The following is a 25,250-nucleotide window of genomic DNA, read 5'->3' as shown; positions in this document are numbered from 1 at the left end:
ATATGAATTCATTGATTATTCTTCAATGAATTTTTCAGAAATAACGTCTTTGTTAGGTTTTGCTTTATGATGTGAATTTATTTTGTATGAGCTTATAAATTAACTACTTGCTTATTGCTGTTAATTCCCCTGTTATCTATTTTTGGGGAAGCTGGTCATCAGGTATCAAAGTAGATTTTTTAGGAACTTGCTGGGTGTTTTTTATGTCTTTTGTAACGAAAAGATAGGTGTTTAAACTATTTAAAACTCCCAATTTATACTCTTTGAATTCTTTTTGAAGGAAATCCGATTGAAAGTTGGACTCTGGTAAAAAAATAAAAAAAGGATACCAGCATTTGTTGGTATCCTTAATAGATTTATAATGTGGTTAAGATTACTCTTTAATCACTTTTTTAACTACTACATCTTTATCAGATTTTACTTCAATAATGTAAATTCCTTTTGGATGAGCGGATAAATTAATTGCTTCTTTATCACTATTAATATTTCCGTTTTGCAATTTCTTACCAGACATATCATAGATAGTGAATGTTGATTTCTTAGGAGCATTTAAGATATTGGTTACATCTTTGGTCACAGAAGGAGCAACACTAAGCCCACTTAAAGCTTTATTCCCTTCTTTAGTTCCTAAAGATTCTGTAGTATATCCAGTTACAATAATTGAATAGTTTTGAGGAGCTGTAGCGCTTGGAGTAGCGTTATTAACCAATGTACCTTTGTGAAGGACTTCAATCTTGTAATTTCTTCCCGCTACTGGAGCATCAATGATTACTTGTTCTATATTGTCAACAGTATTGTCGCCTTTAGTTGCAGGAGCTGTTGGATTAATAGCATTAAGCTTCCAAGGCATATATACTGTATTAGTAGAGGTGTCAGTAATTCTTAAATCCAAATCATTGACAAGCCTAGAGTTTCGGTTATTGTATGCAGCTTCCCAACTGATATTTCCAGGAAGTTTAAATTCTGGGTCAATCCAGGAAATAGTTACTTTAAGGGGTTCGCTTCCTGATGCTTTTACGATTTGGGAGTTTATACTTCCGTTGTTTAGGCTTTCTTGATTGAAAATAACAGTATTATTAGATTTCCCAACTAAAAGTTCAGCTCCTTTTTTCGCGTTGATGTATCCCCAACCATACCATGCATCAGGTCCTACAGTTCCCGCTTCAGATGCTGAATGTACCATCAATGTTTTAGCGGCTGCAGCGTTCATATCTGCATTGTTAAACATTGATTTATATATTTGCATCCAAAGTCCGATAATTCCTGTTACCTGTGGTGCAGCCATTGAAGTTCCACTGTTGATTTGCCAAGCAGTACTTCCTGTAGTATTTTCTGCAGTTGATGCCATCCAGATATCTGATCCCGGAGCTGCAATATCTGGTTTAATACCTCCATCATCTCTTGGTCCAGCACTACTGTAATCAGCTTTTACAACATCTGTTGAAGTGGTATATCTATAGTTATTAGTAGTGATAACTTCAGTAGCAGCTACGACAATAATGTTTTTAGCTAGAGAGCCAGGTCCTATACAATCTCCACCGTTACCACAGTTTGTTGTAGGAAGGGTATCTGTTGCAGTAAACAAAGCTAGATCTCCATTTTCGTCTGTGTAATATTTAGGAGCTGTTGATCCACCTGGTAAGGCAGGTCCCATACCAAAATAGTTACCTGCAGATTTTACAATAACATTTGTAGGGTTGCTGTATACAATGTTATCATAGTTTTGATCATTAGTAAAATAGGTACCTTGTAGATCAAAAGTTGCATAAGGCTCAGTATCGGTAGCAGGATAGTAGTCTCCATTCCAAACCAGAGCGGTTTGACCGGAAACGGTCGCAATATTCCATCCTGCATTACTTCCATAAGAGTGGTTAGAGATTTTTGGCTGAGCTATGATGATTTTTTGAAATACAGTACTAGTAGCTGTATTGCCAGGTAGGGTTGTTGTAGCAAATCTATAAGAATCCATTGTTGAATTTAATGCTATCCCCATTGCATTTCCAGTGCTTGTTGTCCCATCAGGTGCTGTTGCAGTTAGAGGAGATGATTTAGCCCCCACAATACTGGCAACACCAGTAGAATGTGCGCTGTATGCATTTGTAGCGGCTTCTTTGTTAGAAATTCTGCCAGCTGTATTGTTAAATGCAGGGTGTGCTGCATAAATTCTTCCTCCGTCAAATATGGTATAAAGTATTCCTTCTCCATTGAAAGATCCTGCCAATCCAGCAACGCCACCCGCTGTAGTTAAGGCATCTACATTACTGTTCAAAATTTGATTTTGATCATCTGCTTGATAGAAATAAGGTTTATTACGGAAAAATCCTGCTAGATTAGCTTTTTCTTCTTCAATTTTTTTCTGAATGTCAGCTGACTTTGCAGTACTTCCATACTTTTTTGCAACATAAGAGTCAAACTTAGCGCTGTTCTCTTTGTTTTGTCTTTCAAATTCTCTTTGTAATCCTTCATTGTTTTGCGCACTTAGCATTGAAATAGCTAGAGTGCTGACCAAAAGTAAATGTTTCTTCATAATGATTAGTAAAATATTAAAAATTGTAACGGCTCAAATATAGGGTAAAATATTTATAAAATTCATTTTTAGTGAATTAATGTTATTTTTTTTATTATTTCGTTTTGTTTTTATTGTTTTTATTGCTTTGTTTTGTTTGATTTGTTAATTGTGTTTTATTTCTATATTTTTAAATTGATTTATTGTTTTTAAGTGATGTTTTAAAGACAGTAAATTCGAAAAAATGAAGTAACTTTACATTCTCTTTTTTATAAAAAAGTTAGAAAATTATATGTATTTAATTTTTGACACAGAAACAACAGGTTTACCAAAAAATTTCAATGCTCCGCTTTCAGATTCTGATAACTGGCCAAGAATGGTTCAGATTGCATGGCAGGTGCACGATGATGATGGTAATTTAATTGAAAATCAGGATTATATAATAAAACCTGAAGGGTATGATATCCCCTTTAACGCTGCTAGAATTCACGGGATTACGACGAAAATTGCTAATGAAGAAGGACGTGACCTGCAGGAAATCTTAGAAGAGTTTTCTAAAGTTCTTGAAAAAGTAAGGGTAGTTTCCGGTCACAATGTTGAATTTGATTACAATATTGTTGGAGCGGAATTCTATAGAAAAAATATACAAGACAACCTGCAAGAAAAACCCAGAGCTGATACGATGATTCTGGGAACTGATTTCTGTCAGTTAGGAGGAGGTCGTGGAGGAAGATATAAATCTCCAAAACTTGAGGAGCTTTATGAAAAACTTTATGGGAGTAAATTTGATGAAGCCCATAATGCGGCGGCTGACGTAAATGCTACTGCCAGAGCTTTCTTTGAAATGATAAGAATTGGAGTAGTTCCCGCTGAAACATTAAAGATTTCAGAGGATCAGTTAGCTTATTTCAAGAGTCTTTATCCGGATCCGATCAAGCCTTTCAATATTGTCATCAGAAGGCAGGTTGCAGATTTTCATAATAAGAAAAAACAGCAGGATTTTGGAAGTATTGATGAAATTGATTTAGGAAAATATTTCAATTTTGATAATCACAGTGTTTTTTCAACATTAACAGCTACTTCAAGTATTAATGATCTGATTAAAAAGGCTTCTGATGAAAACTTCCCAGCGGTCGGAATGGTGGATCTGGGAAATATGATGGGAGCTTTCAAGTTTGTTTCTGCAGTGGAAGGAGCTAATGGAGACCGAGCTAAAAAACATAAAGAATATCTGGCTAAAAAACAGGAGGCTGAAGAAAATGGAACCGAATTTAATGAAGAAGAACCTGTTTCTGTTCCGCTAATTCCTGTGGTAGGATGTGAATTTTATATTTCAGAAAGGTATGAACAAAAACAGTTTACCAAAGATGATCCGGACAGGAGAACTCAGGTGGTACTTTTGGCAAAAGACTTTAATGGGTATAAAAACTTAGCAAAACTTTCAAGTATCGGTTTCTTAAAGGGGTTCTATTTCGGGGTTCCGAGGATCAGCCGAGAACTGATTGCTGAGTATAAAGAAGGTATTATTGCCTTGACTTCCGGAATTATGGGAGATATCCCTGATGCTATTTTAAATACCGGTGAACAAAAAGGGGAGGAACTTTTCAAATGGTGGAGTGATACTTTTGGTGATGATTTTTATGTTCAGCTTCAAAACCACAATTTGCCTGAAGAAGAACACTTAAATGAGGTTCTGCTGTATCTGGCAGATAAATATAGTGTTAAAATTCTGGCTCAGAACGAAACTTTTTATACCAATAGAGATGATGCTAATATTCAGGATATTGTAAGCTGTATCAAAGACGGTGAAAAGCTTACAACACCTATTGGGAAAGGGTTTGGAAAAAGGAGAGGGCTTGCTACCGGAGAGTATTATATGAAAAGCTCTGATGAGATAAAAAAAGCTTTCCTTGCTTATCCGGATGCATTTGAAGCATATGAAGAGTTTTTTGCAAAATTTAAACCTTATACCTTAAAACGAGACGTTCTTCTTCCGAAATTTGATATTCCTGAAGAGTTTATCCATGCAGAAGATGACTTAGATGGAGGGAAAAGAGGGGAGATGGCTTATCTTACCCATCTTACTTATGAGGGAGCTAAAAGAAGATATGTTGATTCAGGACTTATGAGCGAAATTTCTGCTGAAATCAAAGAACGTCTGGATTTCGAATTGGAAGTAATTGCCAATACGGGATATCCAGGATACTTCCTTATTGTTCAGGATTTCTGTAATGAAGCTCGTAATATGGGTGTTTGGGTAGGACCGGGAAGGGGATCTGCAGCTGGATCTGCCGTTGCTTACTGTATCGGAATTACTAATGTTGACCCTATTAAATATGATCTCCTTTTTGAGAGATTCCTGAATCCGGAAAGGGTTTCAATGCCGGATATTGATATTGACTTTGATGATGAAGGTAGAGATCGTGTCATCAAATGGGTAATTGAAAAATATGGACAAAGCCAGGTAGCGCAGATCATTACTTATTCCGTATTGGGAGGAAAATCTGCCATTAAAGATGCCGGAAGGGTACTGGATGTTCCAATTCCTGATACAAACAATATTGCTAAACTTATCCCTTCTACACCAGGGATGAATATTGCGAAAGCATTAGCAAAATATGATAAACTGAAACCGGAAGAACAGATGCTCGTTGATGAGATGAGGTATGTTCTGGAGAGTCCTGATGACTCACGCCATGGAGTGCTGGCAAGTGCTAAAAAGATGGAAGGATGTATCAGAAATACCGGAATTCATGCCTGTGGGGTGATTATTACTCCGGAAGATGTGAGTAATCTGGTTCCGGTAACTATTGCTGCTAAAGATGCTGATATTCTTGTATCCCAGTTTGATAACTCGGTGGCGGAAAGTGCTGGTCTTTTGAAGATGGACTTCCTGGGTCTTAGAACTCTTACAATCATTAAAGATGCCCTAAAACTGGTGAAAGCAAGATATGGATTAGATATTGATCCGGATCTTATTCCATTGGATGATGCTAAAACATATCAGTTATTTAAAGAAGGGAGAACGGTCGGGATTTTCCAGTATGAAAGTCCGGGTATGCAAAAATACATGAGGGAGCTTAAGCCTACAGTTTTTGCGGATCTTATTGCCATGAATGCATTGTATCGCCCGGGACCCATTAAATATATTCCAAACTTTATTAACAGAAAGCATGGTGTTGAAGAGATTGTTTATGACTTACCGGAAACAGAAGAATATTTAAAGGAAACTTACGGAATTACTGTTTATCAGGAACAGGTAATGCTTTTGTCTCAGAAACTGGCCAACTTTACAAAAGGTGAGGCCGATACGTTGAGAAAAGCAATGGGTAAGAAGCAGATTGATGTTCTTAACAAAATGTATCCTAAATTTATTGAAGGAGGAAGAAAAAACAATCTTAATGAAGAAAGGCTGGAGAAAATCTGGAATGACTGGAAAGCCTTTGCAGAATATGCCTTCAACAAATCTCACTCAACATGTTACGCTTTTATCGCTTATCAAACAGCCTATTTGAAAGCGAATTATCCTGCAGAATATATGGCGAGTGTAATGAGTAATAACATTAACAATACTGACTCGATTACCATGTTCATGGAGGATTGTAAGAGTATGGGAGTGGATGTTCTGGGCCCAGATGTGAATGAATCTCAATATAAATTCTCTGTAAACGAAAAAGGTCAGATCCGTTTTGGTCTGGGAGCTATTAAGGGGATTGGAGAAGGGCCGAGTGAGGCGATTACAAGAGAAAGAGAAAACGGAAGGTTCAAAAATATTTATGATTTTTTTGAAAGAATATTGCCTTCACAAATGAATAAAAGAGTAGCTGAAAGTTTAGTGGTTGCCGGAGCGTTTGATGAATTGGATGCTTTTCATAGAGGTCAGTATTTTGATATTGATATGGCGGGAAGAACCAATCTTGAAAGATTGATCAGATACGGGCAGAGCTTTCAGGAAAGTAAAAATGAAATGGAGTTTTCTCTGTTTGCAGATTTTGCAGATGAAGTTCAGATTGAGCAGCCTAAATTACTGCCTTGTCCGGAATGGCCGAATATGCATAAGCTAAACAAGGAAAAGGAGACCATTGGATTCTATCTTTCTGCCCATCCGCTGGATGAATTTAAGTATCAGTTCCAGTTTATGCAGGGGAGACTTTCTAAGAAATCAGTTCTGGAAAAAGATGAAGAGGAAAAAACGGTAACCGATGAAGCTCCTGTTTTGGAGCAGGATTCACAGGATGAAACTACCGACATTACTGAAATTGTTTCTGATGAATTATCTGTAGGAGAAGAAGAAGTGATAGAGGAAACTACTAAAAAAGCAGAGCCAAAAGGAAATTTCTTATTCTTAAATCTGGATGAGGTAGATGCTTACAAAGAGCAGGCTTTTGCCAATAAACAGGAAGAATTGTTTGAAGAAAAAAAGAAAGACTGGAAAACACTTCAGAAGGAAAGAGAAAATGGCGGTGGTGGAAAAGAATATACTGTAGCAGGTCTTATCACGGAATATAAAGTTCAGGATGGTTTCAGAAGTGGTGAAAAAGTAGCTTTTGTGACCTTGGAAGATTATTCCGGTTCTTATTCTTTCAGATTGGGGGATAGGGATTATATGAGGCTAAAGGAAAAGCTTGAAGTACAAAGATTTGTTATCTTTAAAATCAAATTTGCTCAGGTAAAAGATGGAAGGGTCTTTGTGAATGTAAATGATGTGATTGAGCTTCAGGAAGCATTTGAGAGATTTGCTAAGAGTATTTCTTTAGTGATGGATGTAATGGATGTAAGATCGGAGGATCTGGATTTCTTCAGGACGGTATTGGATAGAAATAAAGGAAATCAGAAATTAAAATTCTTTATTAAGAATATTGAAGATGATTCCCAAATTGAAGTTCAATCTATGAAGCATTCTGTAGATTTAAATGGAGATCTCATTAAAGAAATACAATTACTTAATAAATATGAGTTCTATTTGAACTAAAAAGATAAATTAACGAATAAAAAAAGTGGCCCAGAGCCACTTTTTTTTGGTAGATGACCTAAAGACTTGATAATATTTGTTTTATGTGGAAAATATTATTTTATGTTAAGTTGTAATTTTTTCACAGGTAGGGTTTTAATTTTATTTATTGTAATAAATTGATAATTAATATTTTAAGTAGTTTATTTTGGATTGACAAATAATTGTTAAAATTAAATAATTGTTTAATTTTATTTAAAAATAATAGATATTTATAATTCACTAATTAATGTTTTTTAATATTTTATGATATTTATTTAAATATTTTTTACTTTTACCGCCCTAACTATTATTATTACTATTATGAAAAGAATTCTACTGATGTGTATGATGGCTCTTGGTATGGGAGCCTCAGCACAGATCCTCGTTAATGAGGGATTTGAGGGTGGGTCGTTATCTCCTGGATGGACCTCGTCTGCGTTACCCACTACTGCATCACAGACACCATCAATAGGAATGTGGTCGTCTGGTACTGCTTGTGCAGGATCAAATATGGCTTATAGGAACCTTTACAGCAGTGTAACGTCTTATAATCTTGTTTATTCTTCTCTCAATTCCAATGGCCTGGCTCTTGATTATTCATTCCAGTATGCAGCTAAAGGATATTCATCCACCGCAAGTACCAAAGGAAACTTTACAGCTGAGTATTCCTTAGATGGTGGAGGGAACTGGACCACTTTGGTTGCTCCTGTCAATCTTGATAGTCCGGGCACTACTCCCATTTCTTGTACTACTGTTTCAGGAACAATTCCTGCGGGAACAATTCCTGCCGGGGCGGATTTTAAATTCAGAATTACGGCGAACTATGTCTCTCCTGGGGATTTTTATTTAGGATTTGATGAAATCAAATTAAGCCAGCCAATTACAACGCCTCCAGGATGTACCACGTTAGTGGCGCCTGCAGCAGCGGCAACCGGAGTTTCCAGAACTCCTACACTAAAATGGAACAGTGCAGCCGGAGCTACCGGGTATTTGATTAATATAGGAACTACTCAGGGTGGAACCGATGTATTGAATAATGTAAATGTGGGAAATACGCTTAGTTATACTCTTCCTGCAGCAAATATCCTGAATTATTCAACAACATATTTTGTAAAGGTAATTCCTACCAATGATCTTGGATCTAATACAGGCTGTTCAGAAAGTTCTTTCACGACTTTGAATATTGGTTGTCCTACTGTTTCAGCACCTAGCTCAGCGGCAACTGGAGTTTCTGTACTTCCTGCTATTACCTGGTCATCAGTATCAGGAGCTACCGGGTATAAGATTTCGATAGGAAGTACAACAGGTGGAACTGATATCATGAATAATGTAGATGTAGGAAATGTTACCACTTATACTCTTACAACACCATTGTTGTTTAATACTAAATACTATTATACGGTTAGTAGTTATAGTCCTACATCTGTAAGTTCAGGTTGTACAGAAAGAACCTTTACAACAGCTACTTTATGTCCTTCCGTTTCAGCACCTAGCTCAGCGGCAACAGGTGTATCGGTACTTCCTACTTTCACATGGACTGCAATTGCTGGGGTTACCGGATATAGAATTACAATTGGTACTACCACTGGCGGAAATGATATTATGGATAATTTTGATGTAGGAAATGTTGCAACTTATACGCTTACTACACCATTGGCTTTCAATATGAAATATTATTATAAAGTCATTGCTTATTCAGGAAGTACGGTAGGAACTGCTTGTTCGGAAAGAACCTTTACAACGACAGTTCTTTGTCCTACAGTTTCTGCACCTAGCGCAGCGGCAACCGGTGTATCAGTGCTTCCTACTTTTACATGGACTGCAATAGCCGGGGTTACGGGATATAGAATTACTATGGGAACTACCGCAGGAGGAAATGATATTATGGATAATGTGGATGTAGGAAATGTAGCTACCTATACGCTTACTACACCATTGGCTTTCAATACGAAATATTATTATAAAGTCATTGCTTATTCAGGAAGTACCGTAGGAACTGCATGTGCGGAAAGAACCTTTACAACAAGTACTTTGTGTCCGGTAGTGACAGCACCTAGTTCATCAGCTACTGGAGTTTCAGTATTGCCTGCCTTCACTTGGGATGCAATAACAGGAGCTACAGGTTATAGAATCTCTATGGGAACTACTTCTGGTGGGGTAGACATTTTGAATAATGTAGATGTAGGAAACGTTACAACCTATACACTTACCACGCCACTAGCTTTCAGTACGAAGTATTATTATACAGTGACTGGTTATGCTGGAGGTTTAACGGGAAGTTCTTGTACAGTAAGAAACTTTACGACCCAAGGAACATGTCCTTCTGTAACTTATCCGGCGGATTTATCTGCTATTCAACCGGTAAAACCTACATTCAAATGGAGTCCAATTGTGACAGCGACTTCTTATACCTTAACGATTGGAACTACTGCTGGTGGCTCTGATATCATGAATAATGTAGATGTAGGAAATGTTACATCATATACACTTACAACAGCTTTGACGCCAGGAACAAAGTATTACTATAAAGTAAATACAACTACTTCAACAGGCTGTACTGAAAGATCATTTACCGTAAATGCTAATCCTGCACCAGTTAATGATGACTGTGTAGGAGCTTTGGTAGCGTCTTCTTTACCATATACTTATTCTCAAACTGATGGGGCAGGCTCTACCAATGGAACCGGATTTATTACTGCCTGTTCTTCTGCTTCTAATGATGGTATGTGGTTTAAATTTACAGGAAACGGAAATGAAATCACGGTAGCGGCAAAAAATACTACAGCGTGGGACCATAAGATATCTGTATATAGTGGAAGCTGTGGTGCTCTTACTTGTGTAGGTACTGCGGATGCAGTGTTCTCAAGTGTAGGTAGTACAGAAACCTACACCTTTAATTCAGTGGCGGGAACTGTATATTATGTAAATGTGGGATATTATTCTTCGTCAGTAGACAATCCGGAAGGAAATTTTGACCTCAATATTACAAGCAGTTCACTATCAACATCTGAAGTGGTTTCTGAGAAAGTAAAAGAAATAAAAGTTTATCCTAATCCATTTACTGATACACTTAATATTTCTGATATTTCTAAAGTGCAATCTGTTTCTGTTATTGATCTTGCGGGAAGAGTAGTGAAAACAATTGAAAAACCTTCTTCTGAACTTCAATTAACAGATTTGAAACAAGGAATGTATTTGATCGTGTTACATCTGAAAGACGGATCAAAACAAGTGGTTAAATCAATTAAGAGATAAAACCAATTAATATAAGAATTTAAAGCAGTAACTTAACGGTTGCTGCTTTTTTTTAATATTTTTTTAATGTTGTATTAAAATTATTATTAATTTGGTAATATATTAACACCTTAAAAAAATTGTATATGAAGAAAATCTTACTCTTGTGCTTGCTGATGGTAAGCATGATTTTAAATGCTCAAATCACCTTAGGTGGAGGAAGCTCAATGGTTGGAAAAGTTCCAATCGATAACTTTTGGGAATATTCCTATTCCCAACAGATATTCAAAAAACAGGAAATTAACACGAATGCTGCAGGAAATATTACGGGACTTAAATTCTATGTGAATCCCAATGTAAATATAACTGACGCATCAGATTGGGTTGTCTACCTGGGGCATACTTCGAAGTCTGAATTTGCTTCTGAGTCTGATTGGGTTGCTCTTTCAGATCTTACAGAAGTATATGCTGGTACAATCAGTGCTGTAAATGATGTGGTAGAGCTTACATTCTCAGTTCCTTTTCCTTATAACAATACGCAGAATTTAGTCGTTGCAGTTGATGAAAATAATCCGGAATATAATTATTCAGAAGATCGGGCATTTTATGTTCATAATCTTAATAATGTCCCTAAGAGTGCAATTAGTACAGTAGGTTATTTTGAAGATTGTGATCCTGCTGATCCTAATGAAGGTGAATTGTTAGGGTATAGATCTGTTATTACTTTTATAGGGCTTACTCCCAATGCAGTGCCTTCCTGTACTAATGTGATGTCTCCGATAAACAATGCGGTGCTAGTTCCTATATCTCCTGAAATTAGTTGGTATGCATCATCCGGGGCTACAAGCTATAAAATCTCCATCGGAACCACTCCGGGAGGATCAAATATTGTGAATCAGCAAATTGTAAGCACTACAAGTTTTACTCCGTCAACTCCTCTTTCTCTTAATACAACTTATTACGTAAGAGTAGTAGCAGTGGGAGCTGGAGGTGAGTCTTCGGGTTGTTTTGAAACAAAATTTACCACTACACCGCCGCCGCCATCTAATGATGAATGTGCTGCTGCTATTACTTTGACGGTGAACCCGGACTTAAGCTGTAGTGCCGTCACTGCAGGAACTACCATTGCTGCAACAAATTCAGGACTAGATACAGACCCTTGTTATGGAGCTGCTGATGATGATGTATGGTATAAATTTACTGCAACAGAAGCCAGCCATATTATTTCACTTAGAAATGTAACCTCTGTTGGATCAGAATTCGATGACAGTGCTTATTTCCAGGTGTTGAGCGGTGACTGTACAGGTTTAGCAAATGTTGTATGTTCCTCATATACTGGATCAAGTGTTGTTACAGGGCTTAATGTAGGTGAAACTTATTATGTAAGAGTTTACAGTTACAGTGAAGGGGGAGAGTATGCTCAAAGTTTTAATATATGTGTAGGTACATTGCCACCACCTCCAGCCAATGATGATTGCGCTACAGCGGTTACATTGACGGTAAATCCAAGTATAAGCTGTGGAGCAGTAACTGCTGGGCATACCCTTGGCGCAACAGACTCTGGAGTATCTTTGGATACCTGTTCAGGTAATCCTGATGATGATGTATGGTTCAAATTTACGGCTACTTCAACTAAACATGTTATTACACTGAGTGATGTAGTTTCTATTGGAGATTACAATACTACGGATACTTATTTCCAGGTTTTCAGTGGAGATTGTGCTACCGGATTGACAAATGTTGTATGTTCAGATCCATTATCAAAAATTGTTGATGGGCTTACCGTAGGTACTATTTATTATGTAAGAGTATTTTCTTATGGTGGAACAGGTCGGGCTATAGGCTTTAATATATGTGTAGCAACACCACCTCCACCTCCGGTAAATGATGATTGTTCAGGAGCTTTGATTGCATCTGTATTTCCTTATAGCTATACACAGGCTGATGCATTGGGAGCTACTAATAATAATGGTGTGATTGATATTTGTTCAGACAATATGAATGATGGAACATGGTTTACTTTTACAGGAGATGGTACTGTTTATGATATTAAAGTTACGATGCCTGCAGGAATTGGTTTTGACCCTCAGATAGGGGTGTATAGCGGTACATGTGGTAACTTATCTTGTGAAAATACGGTTGATAATGCTGGTGCGGGAGGCGCAGAAACAATTTCTGTATCAACGGCCGCAGGAACTGTATATTATGTGAATGTAGGACATTATGATAATACGGACGATCAGGCAGAGGATGTGTTTACCATTACTATTAATAAAGAAAGTCTTGGAACTTCAGAGGTATCTAAAGCTAAGAATGAAATTAAAGTATATCCAAACCCATTTGCTGATGTTCTGAATATTGCAAAAGCAGATCAGGTGAAGTCGGTATCTGTTACAGATGTTTCAGGAAGATTGGTGAAAACGATTGAAAGCCCTTCATCTGTTCTTCATTTAGGAGACTTGAAACAAGGTCTGTATATGGTGATTTTGAATATGAAAGACGGAACCAAACAAACAGTGAAAGCAATTAAAAAATAAATAAGAGTCTATCATTCATTATACAATGAATCTTTTATTTAATTCAAAAAAAGATGAGCGAAACTTTCGCTCATCTTTTTGTTTTTAAAGATCTATCCCTTATTATTTGTCCGGTACTGGTTGTATGTCTCCTGTATTCATAAGGTCGAAAACAGTTGGGAAGAACATTACAAGGATAAAGTAAATAATAATCATCAGTGCTATTAATGCGAAAAGAATAATTACTAAGCTATTCGGTTTATTTTTCTTTTTTGGTTCCATGACTTTGTGGTATTTGGTGAATAGATTAAACTAATATTCACTATCAAGCTAATTTCTTGCCACATTGTTTGCAGTATCTTGCATCATCATCAATATCTTCATTACCGCAACGGTCACATACCTTTTCCAGGTTTTGTCTTTTGTTTCTCATTTCTGCCGTTACAATTCCCGTAGGAACAGCAATAATGGAATAACCAGCCAACATTAGAACGACTGCGAAAAACTTTCCCAGTGGAGTGATCGGGGAGACATCTCCGTATCCTACGGTAGTCACAGTTACTACGGCCCAGTAAATTGATTGTGGGATGGTTTCAAAGCCCTGTCGGCCACCCTCCACCATAAACATGAGAGAGCCTACAATCACTGAAAATATAATCAGAAACAGAAGGAATATGTAAATTTTTCTTGAGCTGTTTTTTAAAGCCCTTACAATAAGATATCCATCATTCATGAAATCCAGTAAATTGAAAATCCTGAAAACCCTCAGCATTCTCAGCATTCTGAAGATCAGAAAATATTTAGTAACGGGAAAGAAGAAACTTAGATAAAACGGAACTAAGGCAAGGAAGTCTATGATTCCGAAGAAACTGAAGATATAATGTTTTTTATTTTTTAATACGGAAATCCGCATACAATATTCTGCGGTAAAAAAAATAGAAATAATCCATTCAATAATCAGGAATGTATAATGAAATCTTTTGTCAAGCTGAGGTACACTTTCCATCATAATAATGGCGGTACTTGCAAGAATTAAAGATAATAAGATGATGTCAAATAATTTTCCGAGCCTGGTATCAGAACGATAAATTATCCGGTAAAGGTATCTTTTCCAAAGCCTATCTTCAGGAACAAGATTATGCTCTCTTTCCATTTTGAATGTTTTTTAAAATTAACAAATTATCGTTATTTTCGTAGCAAACATACAGAATAAAATGACAATAAGAAAAGTAATTGCAGAAATAGATAAACTCATTCCTTTACAACAGGCAGAAGGCTTTGATAACGTAGGTTTGTTATGTGGAGTTCCCGATCGTAATGTTTCCGGAATTTTGGTTTGCCATGATGCATTGGAAAATGTGGTAGATGAAGCTATTAAGAAAAACTGTAATCTGGTTGTATGTTTTCATCCTATTATATTTTCTGGGTTAAAATCTTTAACCGGGAAAAATTATGTAGAAAGGACGGTTTTGAAAGCTATTGAAAACAAAATTGCTATTTATGCCATTCATACGGCTTTTGATAATGATTTCTTTGGGGTGAATCATGGGATTTGCAGTCAATTGGGTTTAAAGAATATGAAAATTCTTCAGCCTAAAGAAAATAACTTAAAGCAATTGACGGTTTTTGTTCCTAAAGATTATTCTGAAAAAGTAAAAGAAGCAATGTTTTCTGCGGGAGCCGGAAATATAGGATTTTATGATGAATGCAGCTTTACAATCAATGGAAACGGAACTTTCAGGCCTGTTGAAGGATCAAATCCATTTTCCGGACAGCAGAATATTCGGGAAAATGCTGATGAAGATATGATCTCTGTAATTTTTGAAACTTATAAAGAAGGTCAGATCATTGGAGCAATGAAGACGGCACACCCTTACGAAGAAGTGGCGCATCAGGTTTATAGCTTAGATAATAAAAATCATCATGCCGGACTCGGAATGTATGGTGAACTGGAAGAAGAAATGGATGAAAAAGATTTCTTAGGATTTGTGAAAGAAAAATTCGGGCTTGACATCATAAAACATTCTGCTTTTAACAACAAAAAAATTAAAAGAGTAGGAGTGCTTGGAGGTTCCGGAGCCAGTGGAATACGTTCTGCAATTTCCAAAAAATGTGATGCTTATCTTACCGGAGATCTTAAATATCATGACTATTTTTTAGCAGAGTCTAAAATGCTGATTTGTGATATAGGACATTATGAATCAGAACAATTTGTAAGTCAACAATTATTTGAAATTTTGTCACAAAAATTTAGTACATTTGCAATTTCAAAATCTATTGAAAAAACAAACCCAGTAAATTATTTCATTTAAATATGGCAAAAACCAACGATATTTCAGTTGAAGAAAAATTAAGAGCTTTATACGATTTACAGATCATTGATTCAAGATTGGATGAAATCCGAAATACTAGAGGAGAATTGCCAATTGAAGTTGAAGATCTTGAAATCGAGATTGAAGGTCTTGAAAAGAGAGCTGAAAAATTTCATGCAGACATCAAAGATCAGGACGATCAGATTAAAACAAAGCATGAAGTTATTAACCATGCAAAAACTTTAATTGAGAAATACAAATCTCAGCAGGATAATGTAAGAAACAATAAAGAGTTTGAAGCATTAGGGAAAGAAATGGAATTCCAGGATTTGGAAATTCAACTTGCTGAAAAAAGAATTAAAGAATTCGGAGCTAAAATTGCTCACAAAAACGAAACTTTAAGCGAATTAACTTCAAAGATCGACGATTTAAAAAACCACTTGAAATTCAAGAAAGAAGAATTAGAAGGGTTGATCTCTGAAACGCAGAAAGAAGAAGAATATCTTATTGAGCAGTCTAAAGAATTCGCAGGTAAAATTGATGAGAGATTATTAGCTTCTTATAACAGAATCAGAACAAACTCTATCAATGGTCTTGCAGTAGTAGGATTAGAAAGAGGAGCTCCAAAAGGATCTTTCTTCACCATTCCACCACAAAAGCAAATGGAAATCGCTCAGAGAAAGAAAATCATTATTGATGAACACTCTGGGAAAATCCTTGTTGACGATGAGTTGGTAATGGAAGAAAACGATAAAATGAAATCTGTAATTAAATTCTAATTATTGATTTTCAACAATACAAAAGCTGTTTCATTTTGAGACAGCTTTTTTTGTTATTATTTAAAAAAAATAAAAAATCCATTGGCTTTAGCCAAAACTTAATAATGCCCATTGCTATTAAAACCCACAAAAAAAAACCGCTTCAAACGAAGCGGTTATATTTTATTTAATCCTGATGCTCATACATCTTATTGTAAAGACTCATAAACTTCTCTTTTACGGCCTTTCTTTTCAGTTTCAGCGTAGGAGTCAGAAGTCCGGTTTCAATGCTCCAAGCCTCAGGAGTCAGTTCAATTTTCTTGATTTTCTCCCAATTTCCAAGATGTTCGTTAATTCCGTCAATTTCTTTTTCAATTCTCTGTTTCAATTCTGCACTTTTTGCAATTTCTTCAGGAGTAGAACCAATGTTGAGGTTATTTCTCATGGCCCAGCTTTTAGCAAATTCAAAATCAGGCTGTACCAACGCACACGGCATTTTTTCACCATCACCTACCACCATAATTTGCTCAATAAATTTCGAAGCTTTGGCTAAGTTTTCAATCGTCTGAGGAGCTATATATTTTCCACCGGATGTCTTGAACATTTCTTTCTTACGGTCGGTAATCTGTAGGAATCCATCACTGTCAATATGACCAATGTCTCCTGTTTTAAAGAATCCATCTTCTGTAAATGCTTCTTTGGTCATTTCTTCATTCTGAAAATACCCTTTGAACACAGAAGGTCCTTTTACTGTAATTTCACCGTCCTCCTGAATTTTCACTTGTAAATTATCTAACGGAATTCCAACGGTTCCAACTTTCATTTTTTCAAAGCTGTTTACAGAAATTACGGGCGATGTTTCCGTTAATCCATATCCTTCCAAGACAGGAATTCCTGCATTCTGGAACATTAAATTAAGCCTTGTAGATAAAGCTGCTGACCCTGAAACCAAGGTAATGATTTCACCGCCTAAACCTTCTCTCCATTTTGAGAATACCAGTTTATCAGCAATAATTTGCTGGATTCCTGATGGCTTGGAAACAGTCTTCTTTTTGGTAATTAAATTTAAAGCCCAGAAGAATATTTTTGATTTTAGTCCTCCGGCAGAAGAACCCGTATTATAGATTTTATCATATACTTTTTCTACCAGCCTTGGAACAACAGTCATGTAATGAGGCTTCACTTCCTTTACATTTTCACCCATTTTTTCGATACTTTCAGCGAAGTAAAGAGAAAAACCGTTATATTGATAAAGGTAAAAAAGCATTCTTTCAAAAATGTGGCAGATCGGAAGAAAGCTTAATGCTCTTGTTTCCTTATAATCCAGGCTCTTTTTCTTAGGAATCCTTGGGATGGAGCCTAATACGTTGGAGACAATATTATTATGGGTAAGCATTACCCCTTTCGGTCTTCCTGTAGTTCCTGAAGTATAAATAATAGTAGCTAAATCTTCTGTATTAATAGCATTGGAAAGGTCTTCCACTTCAATTTGTGTAGATTCATCCTCACCAAGATCGAGAATTTCACTCCAGTTGGCAGCGCCACTTATTTTATCAAAAGTAAAGATCCCCTGTAGAGTGGGAATGTTGTGCTTTACTTTCATGACTTTATTAAGCAGTTCTTTGTCAGAAACAAAACAGTATTGTATTTCAGCATTGTTGAAGATAAATTCATAATCTTCCGGAGAAATACTTGGATAAACCGGTACCGAAACAACACCGATTTGAGAAAGACCAAAATCCATAATAGCCCATTCCGTGCGGGAATTGGTAGTGATCAAAGCGATCTTATCACCCGGTTTTATACCTAGCTTCAGTAATCCTCTGGATATCTTATTTCCCTCATTAATAAACTCCTGTGTAGAAGTTTTTTTCCATTCACCATGATACTTCGTTACAAACATATCCGTTTTAGGATATTTAGCTAAAGCGTAGTGCGGAATATCGAATAATCTCTTGATCGTCATGATTTTTTAAATAATTTATAAAGAAATCTAAATATAAGCATTTTTTTTAATTGTATACATCTGAATACAATAATTAGAGATAAGTTAAATGTGTGCCATAACAGTTTTGGCTGAAAGCGGCTCTGGAGGCTGTAAAACCGGATTAACGATCTGGTGACCAGGAAATATCTCTTCATCACCAATGGGTTTTATAAATCATATCAGTATCCATTTTGTAAGTCATCAACATGATAAATGCTGCATCCCAAACCTTGTATCTAGGATCACTTCCATCTCCCTTTCCATCAGTATTTTCCCTAGTTTTAATTTATTCTTTCAGATTTGCTTAAAAAGTGTAAATTTACGGCTATCTAATTATTTTTTTTTATGGACTTTAATTTATCGGAAGAACAGCTGATGATTCAGCAGGCGGCAAGAGACTTTGCACAGAACGAACTATTACCTGGGGTTATTGAAAGAGACCGCGACCAGAAATTCCCTGTAGAGCAGGTGAAGAAAATGGGAGAAATGGGACTTTTAGGAATGATGGTGGATCCTAAATACGGTGGTGCAGGTATGGACAGCGTTTCTTACGTGCTGGCAATGGAAGAAATTGCAAAAGTAGATGCTTCTGCGGCGGTTGTAATGTCTGTAAACAATTCATTGGTTTGTGCCGGTCTTGAAAAATTTGCTTCTGAAGAGCAAAAAGTAAAATACCTTACCCCTCTTGCAAGCGGGCAGGTAATTGGAGCATTCGCTTTATCTGAGCCGGAAGCAGGTTCTGATGCAACATCTCAGAAAACAACTGCTGAAGACAAAGGAGATTACTACCTTTTAAATGGTATTAAAAACTGGATTACCAATGGTGGAACAGCTACGTATTATATCGTTATTGCACAGACTGACCCTGAAAAAAAACATAAAGGAATCAACGCTTTCATCGTAGAAAGAGGTTGGGAAGGTTTTGAAATCGGGCTAAAAGAAGATAAATTGGGAATCAGAGGAAGTGATACACACTCTTTGATCTTCAACAACGTAAAAGTTCCAAAAGAAAACAGAATCGGTGCAGACGGGTTTGGTTTCAATTTTGCAATGGCTGTATTGAATGGAGGTAGAATCGGTATCGCTTCTCAGGCATTAGGTATCGCTTCAGGAGCTTACGAATTGGCATTGAAGTATGCTAAAACAAGAAAAGCGTTCAAAACGGAGATCATCAACCACCAGGCTATCGCATTCAAATTAGCAGATATGGCGACTCAGATAACGGCAGCAAGAATGCTATGCTTCAAGGCAGCTTGTGAAAAAGATGCTGGAAAAGATATCTCTGAAAGTGGTGCTATGGCAAAATTATACTCTTCTCAGGTAGCGATGGATACTACTATTGAAGCTGTACAGATTCATGGTGGATACGGATATGTGAAAGAATACCACGTAGAAAGATTAATGAGAGATGCAAAAATTACTCAGATCTACGAAGGAACTTCTGAAATCCAGAAAATTGTGATCTCAAGAAGCATCGCAAAATAAATAATAATAAAACACACACTCTATGAAAAAATCTTTGTGGATCATCCTCGGTGTCGTACTGCTATTGTTAGGAGTATTTGTATGGTATAAGTTCTTCTTCGTTTTCGGAGAAGGGGTAAAATCCGGATACCTGAATTATGCCATGAAAAAAGGCTATGTCTTCAAAACTTATGAAGGAAAATTGATTCAGGAAGGATTTGGAAAAGGAAAAACAGGAGGTATTACAAGCTATGAGTTTGAATTTTCTGTAGATGACCCTGAGGTTTTCAAACAACTGGAAACCAATAGTGGTAAAACCTTTGATCTTCATTACAAAGAATACAATGGCGCTCTTCCGTGGAGAGGAAACACAAAGTTTGTCGTAGACAAAGTTGTGAACATGAAATAATAGAAAAGGCTTCCGTTTTGGAGGCCTTTTTCTTTTTAGGAGCTTTTCCAGCTATCCACTCATACTCCTCGCGCCCAGCTGCCTCTTTGAGGGCTAATCCATGCTGTGGGGTAACCGTTCTAGTTTATGAGTAATGATTGATGAATGATAAATGATAAATGATAAATGATATTGCGGTTAAGTATCAATATTTGCTTTACTATATTAGTCGAAGAGTGTTCGCATCATAACTTTTGTATCTCTCTCCAATTTTGTCATCCTGTAAGGATCTCACCCCATTCATTTTTATTAAATACCAATTATCCATCCGCATATCAACATCAATAGGAGTGGGCTTTAGCCCGCTCAAATAAATATTCCTTCGGCTTTAGCCAAAACCTAAAATCAAACACAAATCCCACAAATAGTTTCACAAATATCACAACCTGTCATTGCTGGTGTTGTGAAACAATTTCATCTCAGAATTCCAGGCATAAATTCCTTGTCGCCTTATCCATTAAAAAAATCAGAAACATCTGTGAAAATTCGTGCAATCTGTGGTTTAAAATAACAAGCTCTCAAAAACAAAAAATCCATCACAAGGATGGACTTTGAAATTCTAGTGAGAATCCTGATTAGGAATATTGTTGTTTTTTTTCTTTTTATAAAAATAGTATCCAATACCACCAATCAGAAATACCGGCCATAAAGGAAGAAGAAAAAGAAAGATTGAAGTAATTACATCCCAGCCCGATTCAATAGCAGCCAATGATTTTCCACCAAAAGTTTTAGGCTCTTTTTCTGATGCTGTTTTATCGGTCATATTGATATCGATGCTACAGATGGTGTTGTCTGCATAATTACGCCCTGTAACCTGAATATCTCTGGTTTCAATATCTCCTATATTGCTGTTCAATGCTTCCATTAATCCATCAAAATGCTGGATTGGAACTTTGATGTTCAGACTGTAAACCTTTTGATTTTCATCACGAGGATTGGCTGATTCAATATACGACTGGTTTTCACTTTTAACATATCCATTGTTCTTGATAGCTTCTTCTCGGATAATTTCTTTTACCGTTTCAGCATTATCTGCTCTTACGACAAGATATCCTGTTTTTACCATTTTATCTTTTGGCATATTCAGTTCATAGCTATCATTCTTCGGTTTCTCTTTGTAAATGATTTTGGTTTCCTTAATTACCTTAGGAGCCGGAACATTTGTGGCCACTTTCTCAGCCTTTTTGACTGTAGAATCCTTTTTCTCAATCTTTGATTCCAGTTTGGTAGATGCAATTTTATCAGATAGTGAATCTACCATTTTGGAAGTGCTTTCTATTTTATCCTGGATCTCATTTTTAGCCCCTTCAATATCTTTTATTCTGATACTTGCTGAATCAAGAGCCTGGTTTGCCGTTTTGCTGGCATTACCAATAGCGTCTGAAGCAACAGAAGCAACACTGTCTATACTGTGGGCTGCATCCTCAATATTGGATTGAGAAGCTCCACCTTTTTGACTACACGCAATAAAAGTACCTGATATAGCAACGAGTAAGATGAACTTTTTCATAACATTATTTTTTTGATGAGGTAAAATTACTCACGAAGATTCTGAAGTATTTGTAAATGGGATGTATTCTGGTCGTAAAATGATAACTATAATATTTTCAGTGTTTTGTATTTGTTTTACAAGGGGTTTACAAAATGCTTTTTATACTCAATTTAAGACAATTGCGATTTAGATGATGTTTTTCCGAATAGTAAAGTTGGAGATATGAACATTCCATTCCTTTGGAGGAGTGTCAAAAAAAATCCGCAGAAATTTTTCTGCGGATCTATTATATTTTAGCTGTTTACGCTTTTAATTATATTTCTCTGAACTCACTGATAAAGTGAAGCTTCACATTCGGGAATTTCTCTTGTGTCATATGAATGGTGAAAGAAGAATCTGCTAAAAATACAAGTTGATTGTATTTATCTCTGGCAAGGAATCTCTGTTTTAATCTTGCAAACTCTTTGAATTCTTCAGACTTCTCATCAGCTTCTACCCAACAAGCTTTATGCATAGATAGTGGTTCATAAGTACATTTTGCACCATATTCATGCTCCAAACGATATTGGATAACTTCGTACTGAAGGGCTCCCACAGTTCCGATGATCTTTCTTCCGTTCATTTCAAGAGTAAATAACTGGGCAACTCCTTCATCCATCAACTGATCAATACCTTTTGCCAATTGCTTAGCTTTAAGTGGATCGCTGTTGTTGATATAACGGAAATGTTCCGGAGAGAAACTTGGAATTCCTTTGAAACTTAGTTTTTCACCACCAGTTAATGTGTCTCCAATTCTGAAGCTTCCTGTATCGTGAAGCCCTACGATATCTCCAGGGAAACTTTCCTCTACCACCTCTTTTTTATCAGCAAAGAAAGCATTGGGTGAAGAGAACTTCATCTTTTTACCTTCTCTTACCAATAGATAATTTTCATTTCTTTTGAAAGTACCGGAAACAATCTTTACGAAAGCCAGTCTGTCTCTGTGCTTAGGATCCATGTTTGCGTGAATCTTGAAAACAAATCCTGTGAAAGTGCTTTCCTCAGGTTTTACCATACGGGTATCACTTTCTTTAGGCTGCGGCATCGGAGCAATGTCAATAAAGGCATTCAATAGCTCACGAACCCCAAAATTATTCAATGCAGAACCGAAGAATACCGGCTGTAAGTCACCTTTCATATAATCTTCACGATTAAATTCAGGGTAAACAGACTGAATCAGATCAAGCTCTTCTCTTAAAGTAGCCGCTGCTTTTTCTCCAATTACATCATCAATTGAAGTATCGTTAATATCATCAAACTTGATAGACTCCCCAACTTTTTGCTTTTTCTCCTCTAAAAATAGCTGAATATTGTTTTCCCAGATATTATAAATTCCCTGGAAATCACTACCCATACCAATTGGTAGAGAAAGTGGGCAAACTGTTAATCCTAATTTCTGTTCCACTTCATCCAAAAGATCGAAGGCATCTTTACCTTCACGGTCAAGCTTGTTGATGAATACCAACATCGGAATGTTTCTCATTCTACAAACCTGAACCAGTTTTTCAGTTTGTTCCTCAACCCCTTTTGCAACGTCAATCACAACAATTACCGAATCTACAGCCGTTAATGTTCTGTAAGTATCCTCAGCAAAGTCTTTGTGACCAGGAGTATCTAGAATGTTGATTTTATGATCCCTATATTCAAAAGCCAATACGGAAGTCGCTACCGAGATCCCTCTCTGTCTTTCGATTTCCATAAAGTCGGAGGTAGCTCCTTTTTTTATTTTGTTGGATTTTACCGCACCCGCTTCCTGGATTGCACCCCCGAAAAGAAGTAACTTTTCCGTAAGGGTTGTTTTTCCGGCATCCGGGTGGGAAATGATCCCGAAGGTCTTTCTTTTTTGTATTTCTTTGATTAAGTCTGACATATCGTATTTTGAAGTTGCAAAAATCGTGATTTTTTGCGAGGTTTTCAAATTTAAATGAGGACAATATTAATCAGAGGAAAAAGAGAGATTTGATAATAAGAAGTAAAAGTTGAAATGATAAGCAATTTTTCGTTTTGTTACGGTCTGTTTTACTTTGCAATTAAAAGAGGTGATGAACCTCTCAATATAATTTTAACGCCATATAAGCAGCGAAATAGAGTAAATTAATGCAAGAATAGCAAAAGTAATAAGAAATGCGATAAGAAATTCTAATAGACGGGGATCTTTTACCGGCGGAAAGTCCGGTGTAAGACTATATTGTTCAATCGTTTGTGGGTTTATCCTTAGATCTGGCCGGAAACACTGGATTCCTCTTAAAAACTGACGGTACATTTCAAATTGATTACTCAGAATAACATACTCAAAGTTGAAATCTATACGGGTCATTGCAGTTTCACCTGATGGATTTTTAAGATATATATTCAAATACGTTTTGGGATACTTTCCACCTGTGCTGTATATATAAGTGTCGTATGATCCATTTTTGGCCCTTTGCAGGTCATGATATGAAACGGTATTGATAATATTGCCTGAATTACTATAAAAAGTAACCCCTTTTTTATCTATAATAGCGGTTCGGATGTGTTCTTTTTTCCGGTCCATTAATCCCATAATCAAAGCTATCAGACAAAATGCCAGTAAGAACTGGGCAAAAATAAGAATGAAAAAAGTACTGAGGGAATTTTGTAAATAGTCTTTAAAGTGGCTGTACATATTTTCAAAAATAACTCCGATGATGACAACAATAATGAGGACAACTACCCACATCAGTCCCATCAAAAGATAAGTGATGGGTTTATCAACTTTAGAGGTGACGGTCTGGAACTTTTCTGTCATATCAGTTTTTAAATTTATACAATAAGAATGGAATTCCCACAAGGATGCAGGTAATAACAATCACAGCCAAAATAAATAGCCAGCCGCCCAATGAAATTCCTTTTTTACTGTTAATATGCCAGGTGTTTGGGTCAATGGAAAAGCTTTTAAGAGCTATTGGATCTATTTTTAAATCTTGACGAAAAATTGAGATTCCATACAAAAAATGGGTGTACAATGTAACTTTATTTTTCAGAACACGAAGAGGAAGGTTCATATCTATACGTCTGGTTTCGACATCATTTTTTTCTTGTTGGACGGTGACTTCCAGTAAGGGAATAATGCTTGAACCTATTGGGGTAACTGTATAAATGTCAAAATTTTGTTTTGAAGAGCAAAGCTCTGTATACAATATTTGTTGTATGATTTTATTTTTTGCATTATAAAATAAAAGACCTGTATGGTCTATAACAATTCTATTGGCAATATTCTCTCTTCTTATGATGTATTGTCTGATGACAGGAATTAAAATCAAAATCGAGGATCCCCAGGATATTAGCGCTACAGAAAGCATCATTTTAGTTCCTTTGTTATAGATTCCATAAGCTGGGCCTATAATGAAAAGGCAGAAGAAGAATATAAGCATTCCCCAATAGGTGGTCTGTAGAATAAAAGTAACCCATCGGTTAATTTCAGATTCAACGCTGGGGAAAGGGATTTCTGTATTTGTTTTGGTGATATTCATGGTAATGAGG

15 protein-coding genes are annotated in these 25,250 nt (G+C 36.3%); 7 read left to right on the top strand and 8 right to left on the bottom strand.

The genetic code is table 11. The annotated features are described in order from the left end of the window. Positions 1 to 373: 373 nt before the first annotated feature. Positions 374 to 2,527 carry a S8 family peptidase gene (locus NBX25_RS07275; RefSeq protein WP_250253297.1) on the bottom strand — a complete coding sequence of 718 codons (2,154 nt, stop codon included), beginning with the start codon at positions 2,525 to 2,527 and terminating at the stop codon, positions 374 to 376. A 271-nt stretch (positions 2,528 to 2,798) separates the two neighbouring features. On the opposite strand from NBX25_RS07275, the gene dnaE reads away from it, so the two are divergent. The 3 genes from dnaE to NBX25_RS07260 all read left to right on the top strand — a co-directional run bounded on the left by dnaE (position 2,799) and on the right by NBX25_RS07260 (position 13,270). After that, positions 2,799 to 7,478 (top strand): DNA polymerase III subunit alpha, encoded by a 4,680-nt coding sequence (gene dnaE / locus NBX25_RS07270; RefSeq protein ID WP_250253296.1) that lies wholly within the window; start codon positions 2,799 to 2,801, stop codon positions 7,476 to 7,478. Positions 7,479 to 7,820: 342 nt separating this feature from the next. Next, complete coding sequence (locus NBX25_RS07265) at positions 7,821 to 10,754, top strand: T9SS type A sorting domain-containing protein (RefSeq protein WP_250253295.1); 2,934 nt, start codon at positions 7,821 to 7,823, stop codon at positions 10,752 to 10,754. 125 nt (positions 10,755 to 10,879) lie between these two features. Beyond that, positions 10,880 to 13,270: a T9SS type A sorting domain-containing protein gene (locus NBX25_RS07260; RefSeq protein ID WP_250253294.1), complete on the top strand. Its 2,391-nt coding sequence runs from the start codon at positions 10,880 to 10,882 to the stop codon at positions 13,268 to 13,270. A 102-nt stretch (positions 13,271 to 13,372) separates the two neighbouring features. Here NBX25_RS07260 and NBX25_RS07255 read toward each other — a convergent pair whose 3' ends face one another. Both NBX25_RS07255 and NBX25_RS07250 read right to left on the bottom strand, forming a co-directional pair. Next, a complete protein-coding gene (locus NBX25_RS07255) occupies positions 13,373 to 13,531 on the bottom strand; it encodes a hypothetical protein (protein ID WP_164464383.1) in 159 nt (52 codons plus the stop codon). 43 nt (positions 13,532 to 13,574) lie between these two features. Further along, the gene (locus NBX25_RS07250) at positions 13,575 to 14,402 is read right to left on the bottom strand and encodes an ion transporter (RefSeq protein ID WP_123908433.1); all 828 of its coding nucleotides are present in this window, start codon (positions 14,400 to 14,402) and stop codon (positions 13,575 to 13,577) included. 61 nt (positions 14,403 to 14,463) lie between these two features. Between NBX25_RS07250 and NBX25_RS07245 the strand changes: the two genes are divergently transcribed. Continuing rightward, the gene (locus NBX25_RS07245; protein ID WP_250253293.1) at positions 14,464 to 15,561 is read left to right on the top strand and encodes a Nif3-like dinuclear metal center hexameric protein; all 1,098 of its coding nucleotides are present in this window, start codon (positions 14,464 to 14,466) and stop codon (positions 15,559 to 15,561) included. Positions 15,562 to 15,563: 2 nt separating this feature from the next. After that, complete coding sequence (locus NBX25_RS07240; RefSeq protein ID WP_123908431.1) at positions 15,564 to 16,340, top strand: zinc ribbon domain-containing protein; 777 nt, start codon at positions 15,564 to 15,566, stop codon at positions 16,338 to 16,340. Positions 16,341 to 16,506: 166 nt separating this feature from the next. On the opposite strand, the gene NBX25_RS07235 is transcribed toward NBX25_RS07240, so the two are convergent. Continuing rightward, complete coding sequence (locus NBX25_RS07235) at positions 16,507 to 18,285, bottom strand: AMP-dependent synthetase/ligase (protein ID WP_250253292.1); 1,779 nt, start codon at positions 18,283 to 18,285, stop codon at positions 16,507 to 16,509. Positions 18,286 to 18,651: 366 nt separating this feature from the next. Here NBX25_RS07235 and NBX25_RS07230 point away from each other — a divergent pair, with 366 nt between their 5' ends. Further along, positions 18,652 to 19,791, top strand: coding sequence for an acyl-CoA dehydrogenase family protein (locus NBX25_RS07230; protein WP_068942298.1), 1,140 nt, complete (start codon positions 18,652 to 18,654; stop codon positions 19,789 to 19,791). A 22-nt stretch (positions 19,792 to 19,813) separates the two neighbouring features. Further along, positions 19,814 to 20,179 (top strand): hypothetical protein, encoded by a 366-nt coding sequence (locus NBX25_RS07225; protein WP_123908429.1) that lies wholly within the window; start codon positions 19,814 to 19,816, stop codon positions 20,177 to 20,179. Between the two features lie 598 nt (positions 20,180 to 20,777). Here the strand turns inward: NBX25_RS07225 and NBX25_RS07220 are convergent. From NBX25_RS07220 to NBX25_RS07205, 4 genes are all read right to left on the bottom strand, one after another. After that, on the bottom strand, positions 20,778 to 21,728 hold the full coding sequence (locus NBX25_RS07220; protein ID WP_250253291.1) for a DUF4349 domain-containing protein: 951 nt from the start codon (positions 21,726 to 21,728) through the stop codon (positions 20,778 to 20,780). 295 nt (positions 21,729 to 22,023) lie between these two features. Beyond that, positions 22,024 to 23,619, bottom strand: coding sequence for a peptide chain release factor 3 (locus NBX25_RS07215; RefSeq protein ID WP_123908427.1), 1,596 nt, complete (start codon positions 23,617 to 23,619; stop codon positions 22,024 to 22,026). 192 nt (positions 23,620 to 23,811) lie between these two features. Next, positions 23,812 to 24,516 (bottom strand): hypothetical protein, encoded by a 705-nt coding sequence (locus NBX25_RS07210; RefSeq protein ID WP_123908426.1) that lies wholly within the window; start codon positions 24,514 to 24,516, stop codon positions 23,812 to 23,814. Position 24,517: 1 nt separating this feature from the next. Further along, positions 24,518 to 25,240, bottom strand: coding sequence for a hypothetical protein (locus tag NBX25_RS07205; protein ID WP_250253290.1), 723 nt, complete (start codon positions 25,238 to 25,240; stop codon positions 24,518 to 24,520). Between the last annotated feature and the right edge of the window lie 10 nt (positions 25,241 to 25,250).

It is taken from the genome of Chryseobacterium sp. Marseille-Q3244 (genome assembly GCF_940807095.1).
Classification (GTDB): Bacteria; Bacteroidota; Bacteroidia; order Flavobacteriales; family Weeksellaceae; genus Chryseobacterium.
Note: the sequence above shows the minus strand (reverse complement) of the source record. Positions and strands in the feature narration are given on the sequence as shown.

Excerpts from the sequence above, each read along its gene's own strand:
- NBX25_RS07235 (WP_250253292.1), bottom strand. The coding sequence starts at position 18,285 with ATGACGATCAAGAGATTATTCGATATTCCGCACTACGCTTTAGCTAAA.
- NBX25_RS07220 (WP_250253291.1), bottom strand. The coding sequence starts at position 21,728 with ATGAAAAAGTTCATCTTACTCGTTGCTATATCAGGTACTTTTATTGCG.
- dnaE (WP_250253296.1), top strand. The coding sequence starts at position 2,799 with ATGTATTTAATTTTTGACACAGAAACAACAGGTTTACCAAAAAATTTC.
- NBX25_RS07205 (WP_250253290.1), bottom strand. The coding sequence starts at position 25,240 with ATGAATATCACCAAAACAAATACAGAAATCCCTTTCCCCAGCGTTGAA.
- NBX25_RS07255 (WP_164464383.1), bottom strand. The coding sequence starts at position 13,531 with ATGGAACCAAAAAAGAAAAATAAACCGAATAGCTTAGTAATTATTCTT.
- NBX25_RS07260 (WP_250253294.1), top strand. The coding sequence starts at position 10,880 with ATGAAGAAAATCTTACTCTTGTGCTTGCTGATGGTAAGCATGATTTTA.
- NBX25_RS07250 (WP_123908433.1), bottom strand. The coding sequence starts at position 14,402 with ATGGAAAGAGAGCATAATCTTGTTCCTGAAGATAGGCTTTGGAAAAGA.
- NBX25_RS07210 (WP_123908426.1), bottom strand. The coding sequence starts at position 24,516 with ATGACAGAAAAGTTCCAGACCGTCACCTCTAAAGTTGATAAACCCATC.
- NBX25_RS07265 (WP_250253295.1), top strand. The coding sequence starts at position 7,821 with ATGAAAAGAATTCTACTGATGTGTATGATGGCTCTTGGTATGGGAGCC.
- NBX25_RS07225 (WP_123908429.1), top strand. The coding sequence starts at position 19,814 with ATGAAAAAATCTTTGTGGATCATCCTCGGTGTCGTACTGCTATTGTTA.
- NBX25_RS07215 (WP_123908427.1), bottom strand. The coding sequence starts at position 23,619 with ATGTCAGACTTAATCAAAGAAATACAAAAAAGAAAGACCTTCGGGATC.
- NBX25_RS07240 (WP_123908431.1), top strand. The coding sequence starts at position 15,564 with ATGGCAAAAACCAACGATATTTCAGTTGAAGAAAAATTAAGAGCTTTA.
- NBX25_RS07245 (WP_250253293.1), top strand. The coding sequence starts at position 14,464 with ATGACAATAAGAAAAGTAATTGCAGAAATAGATAAACTCATTCCTTTA.
- NBX25_RS07230 (WP_068942298.1), top strand. The coding sequence starts at position 18,652 with ATGGACTTTAATTTATCGGAAGAACAGCTGATGATTCAGCAGGCGGCA.
- NBX25_RS07275 (WP_250253297.1), bottom strand. The coding sequence starts at position 2,527 with ATGAAGAAACATTTACTTTTGGTCAGCACTCTAGCTATTTCAATGCTA.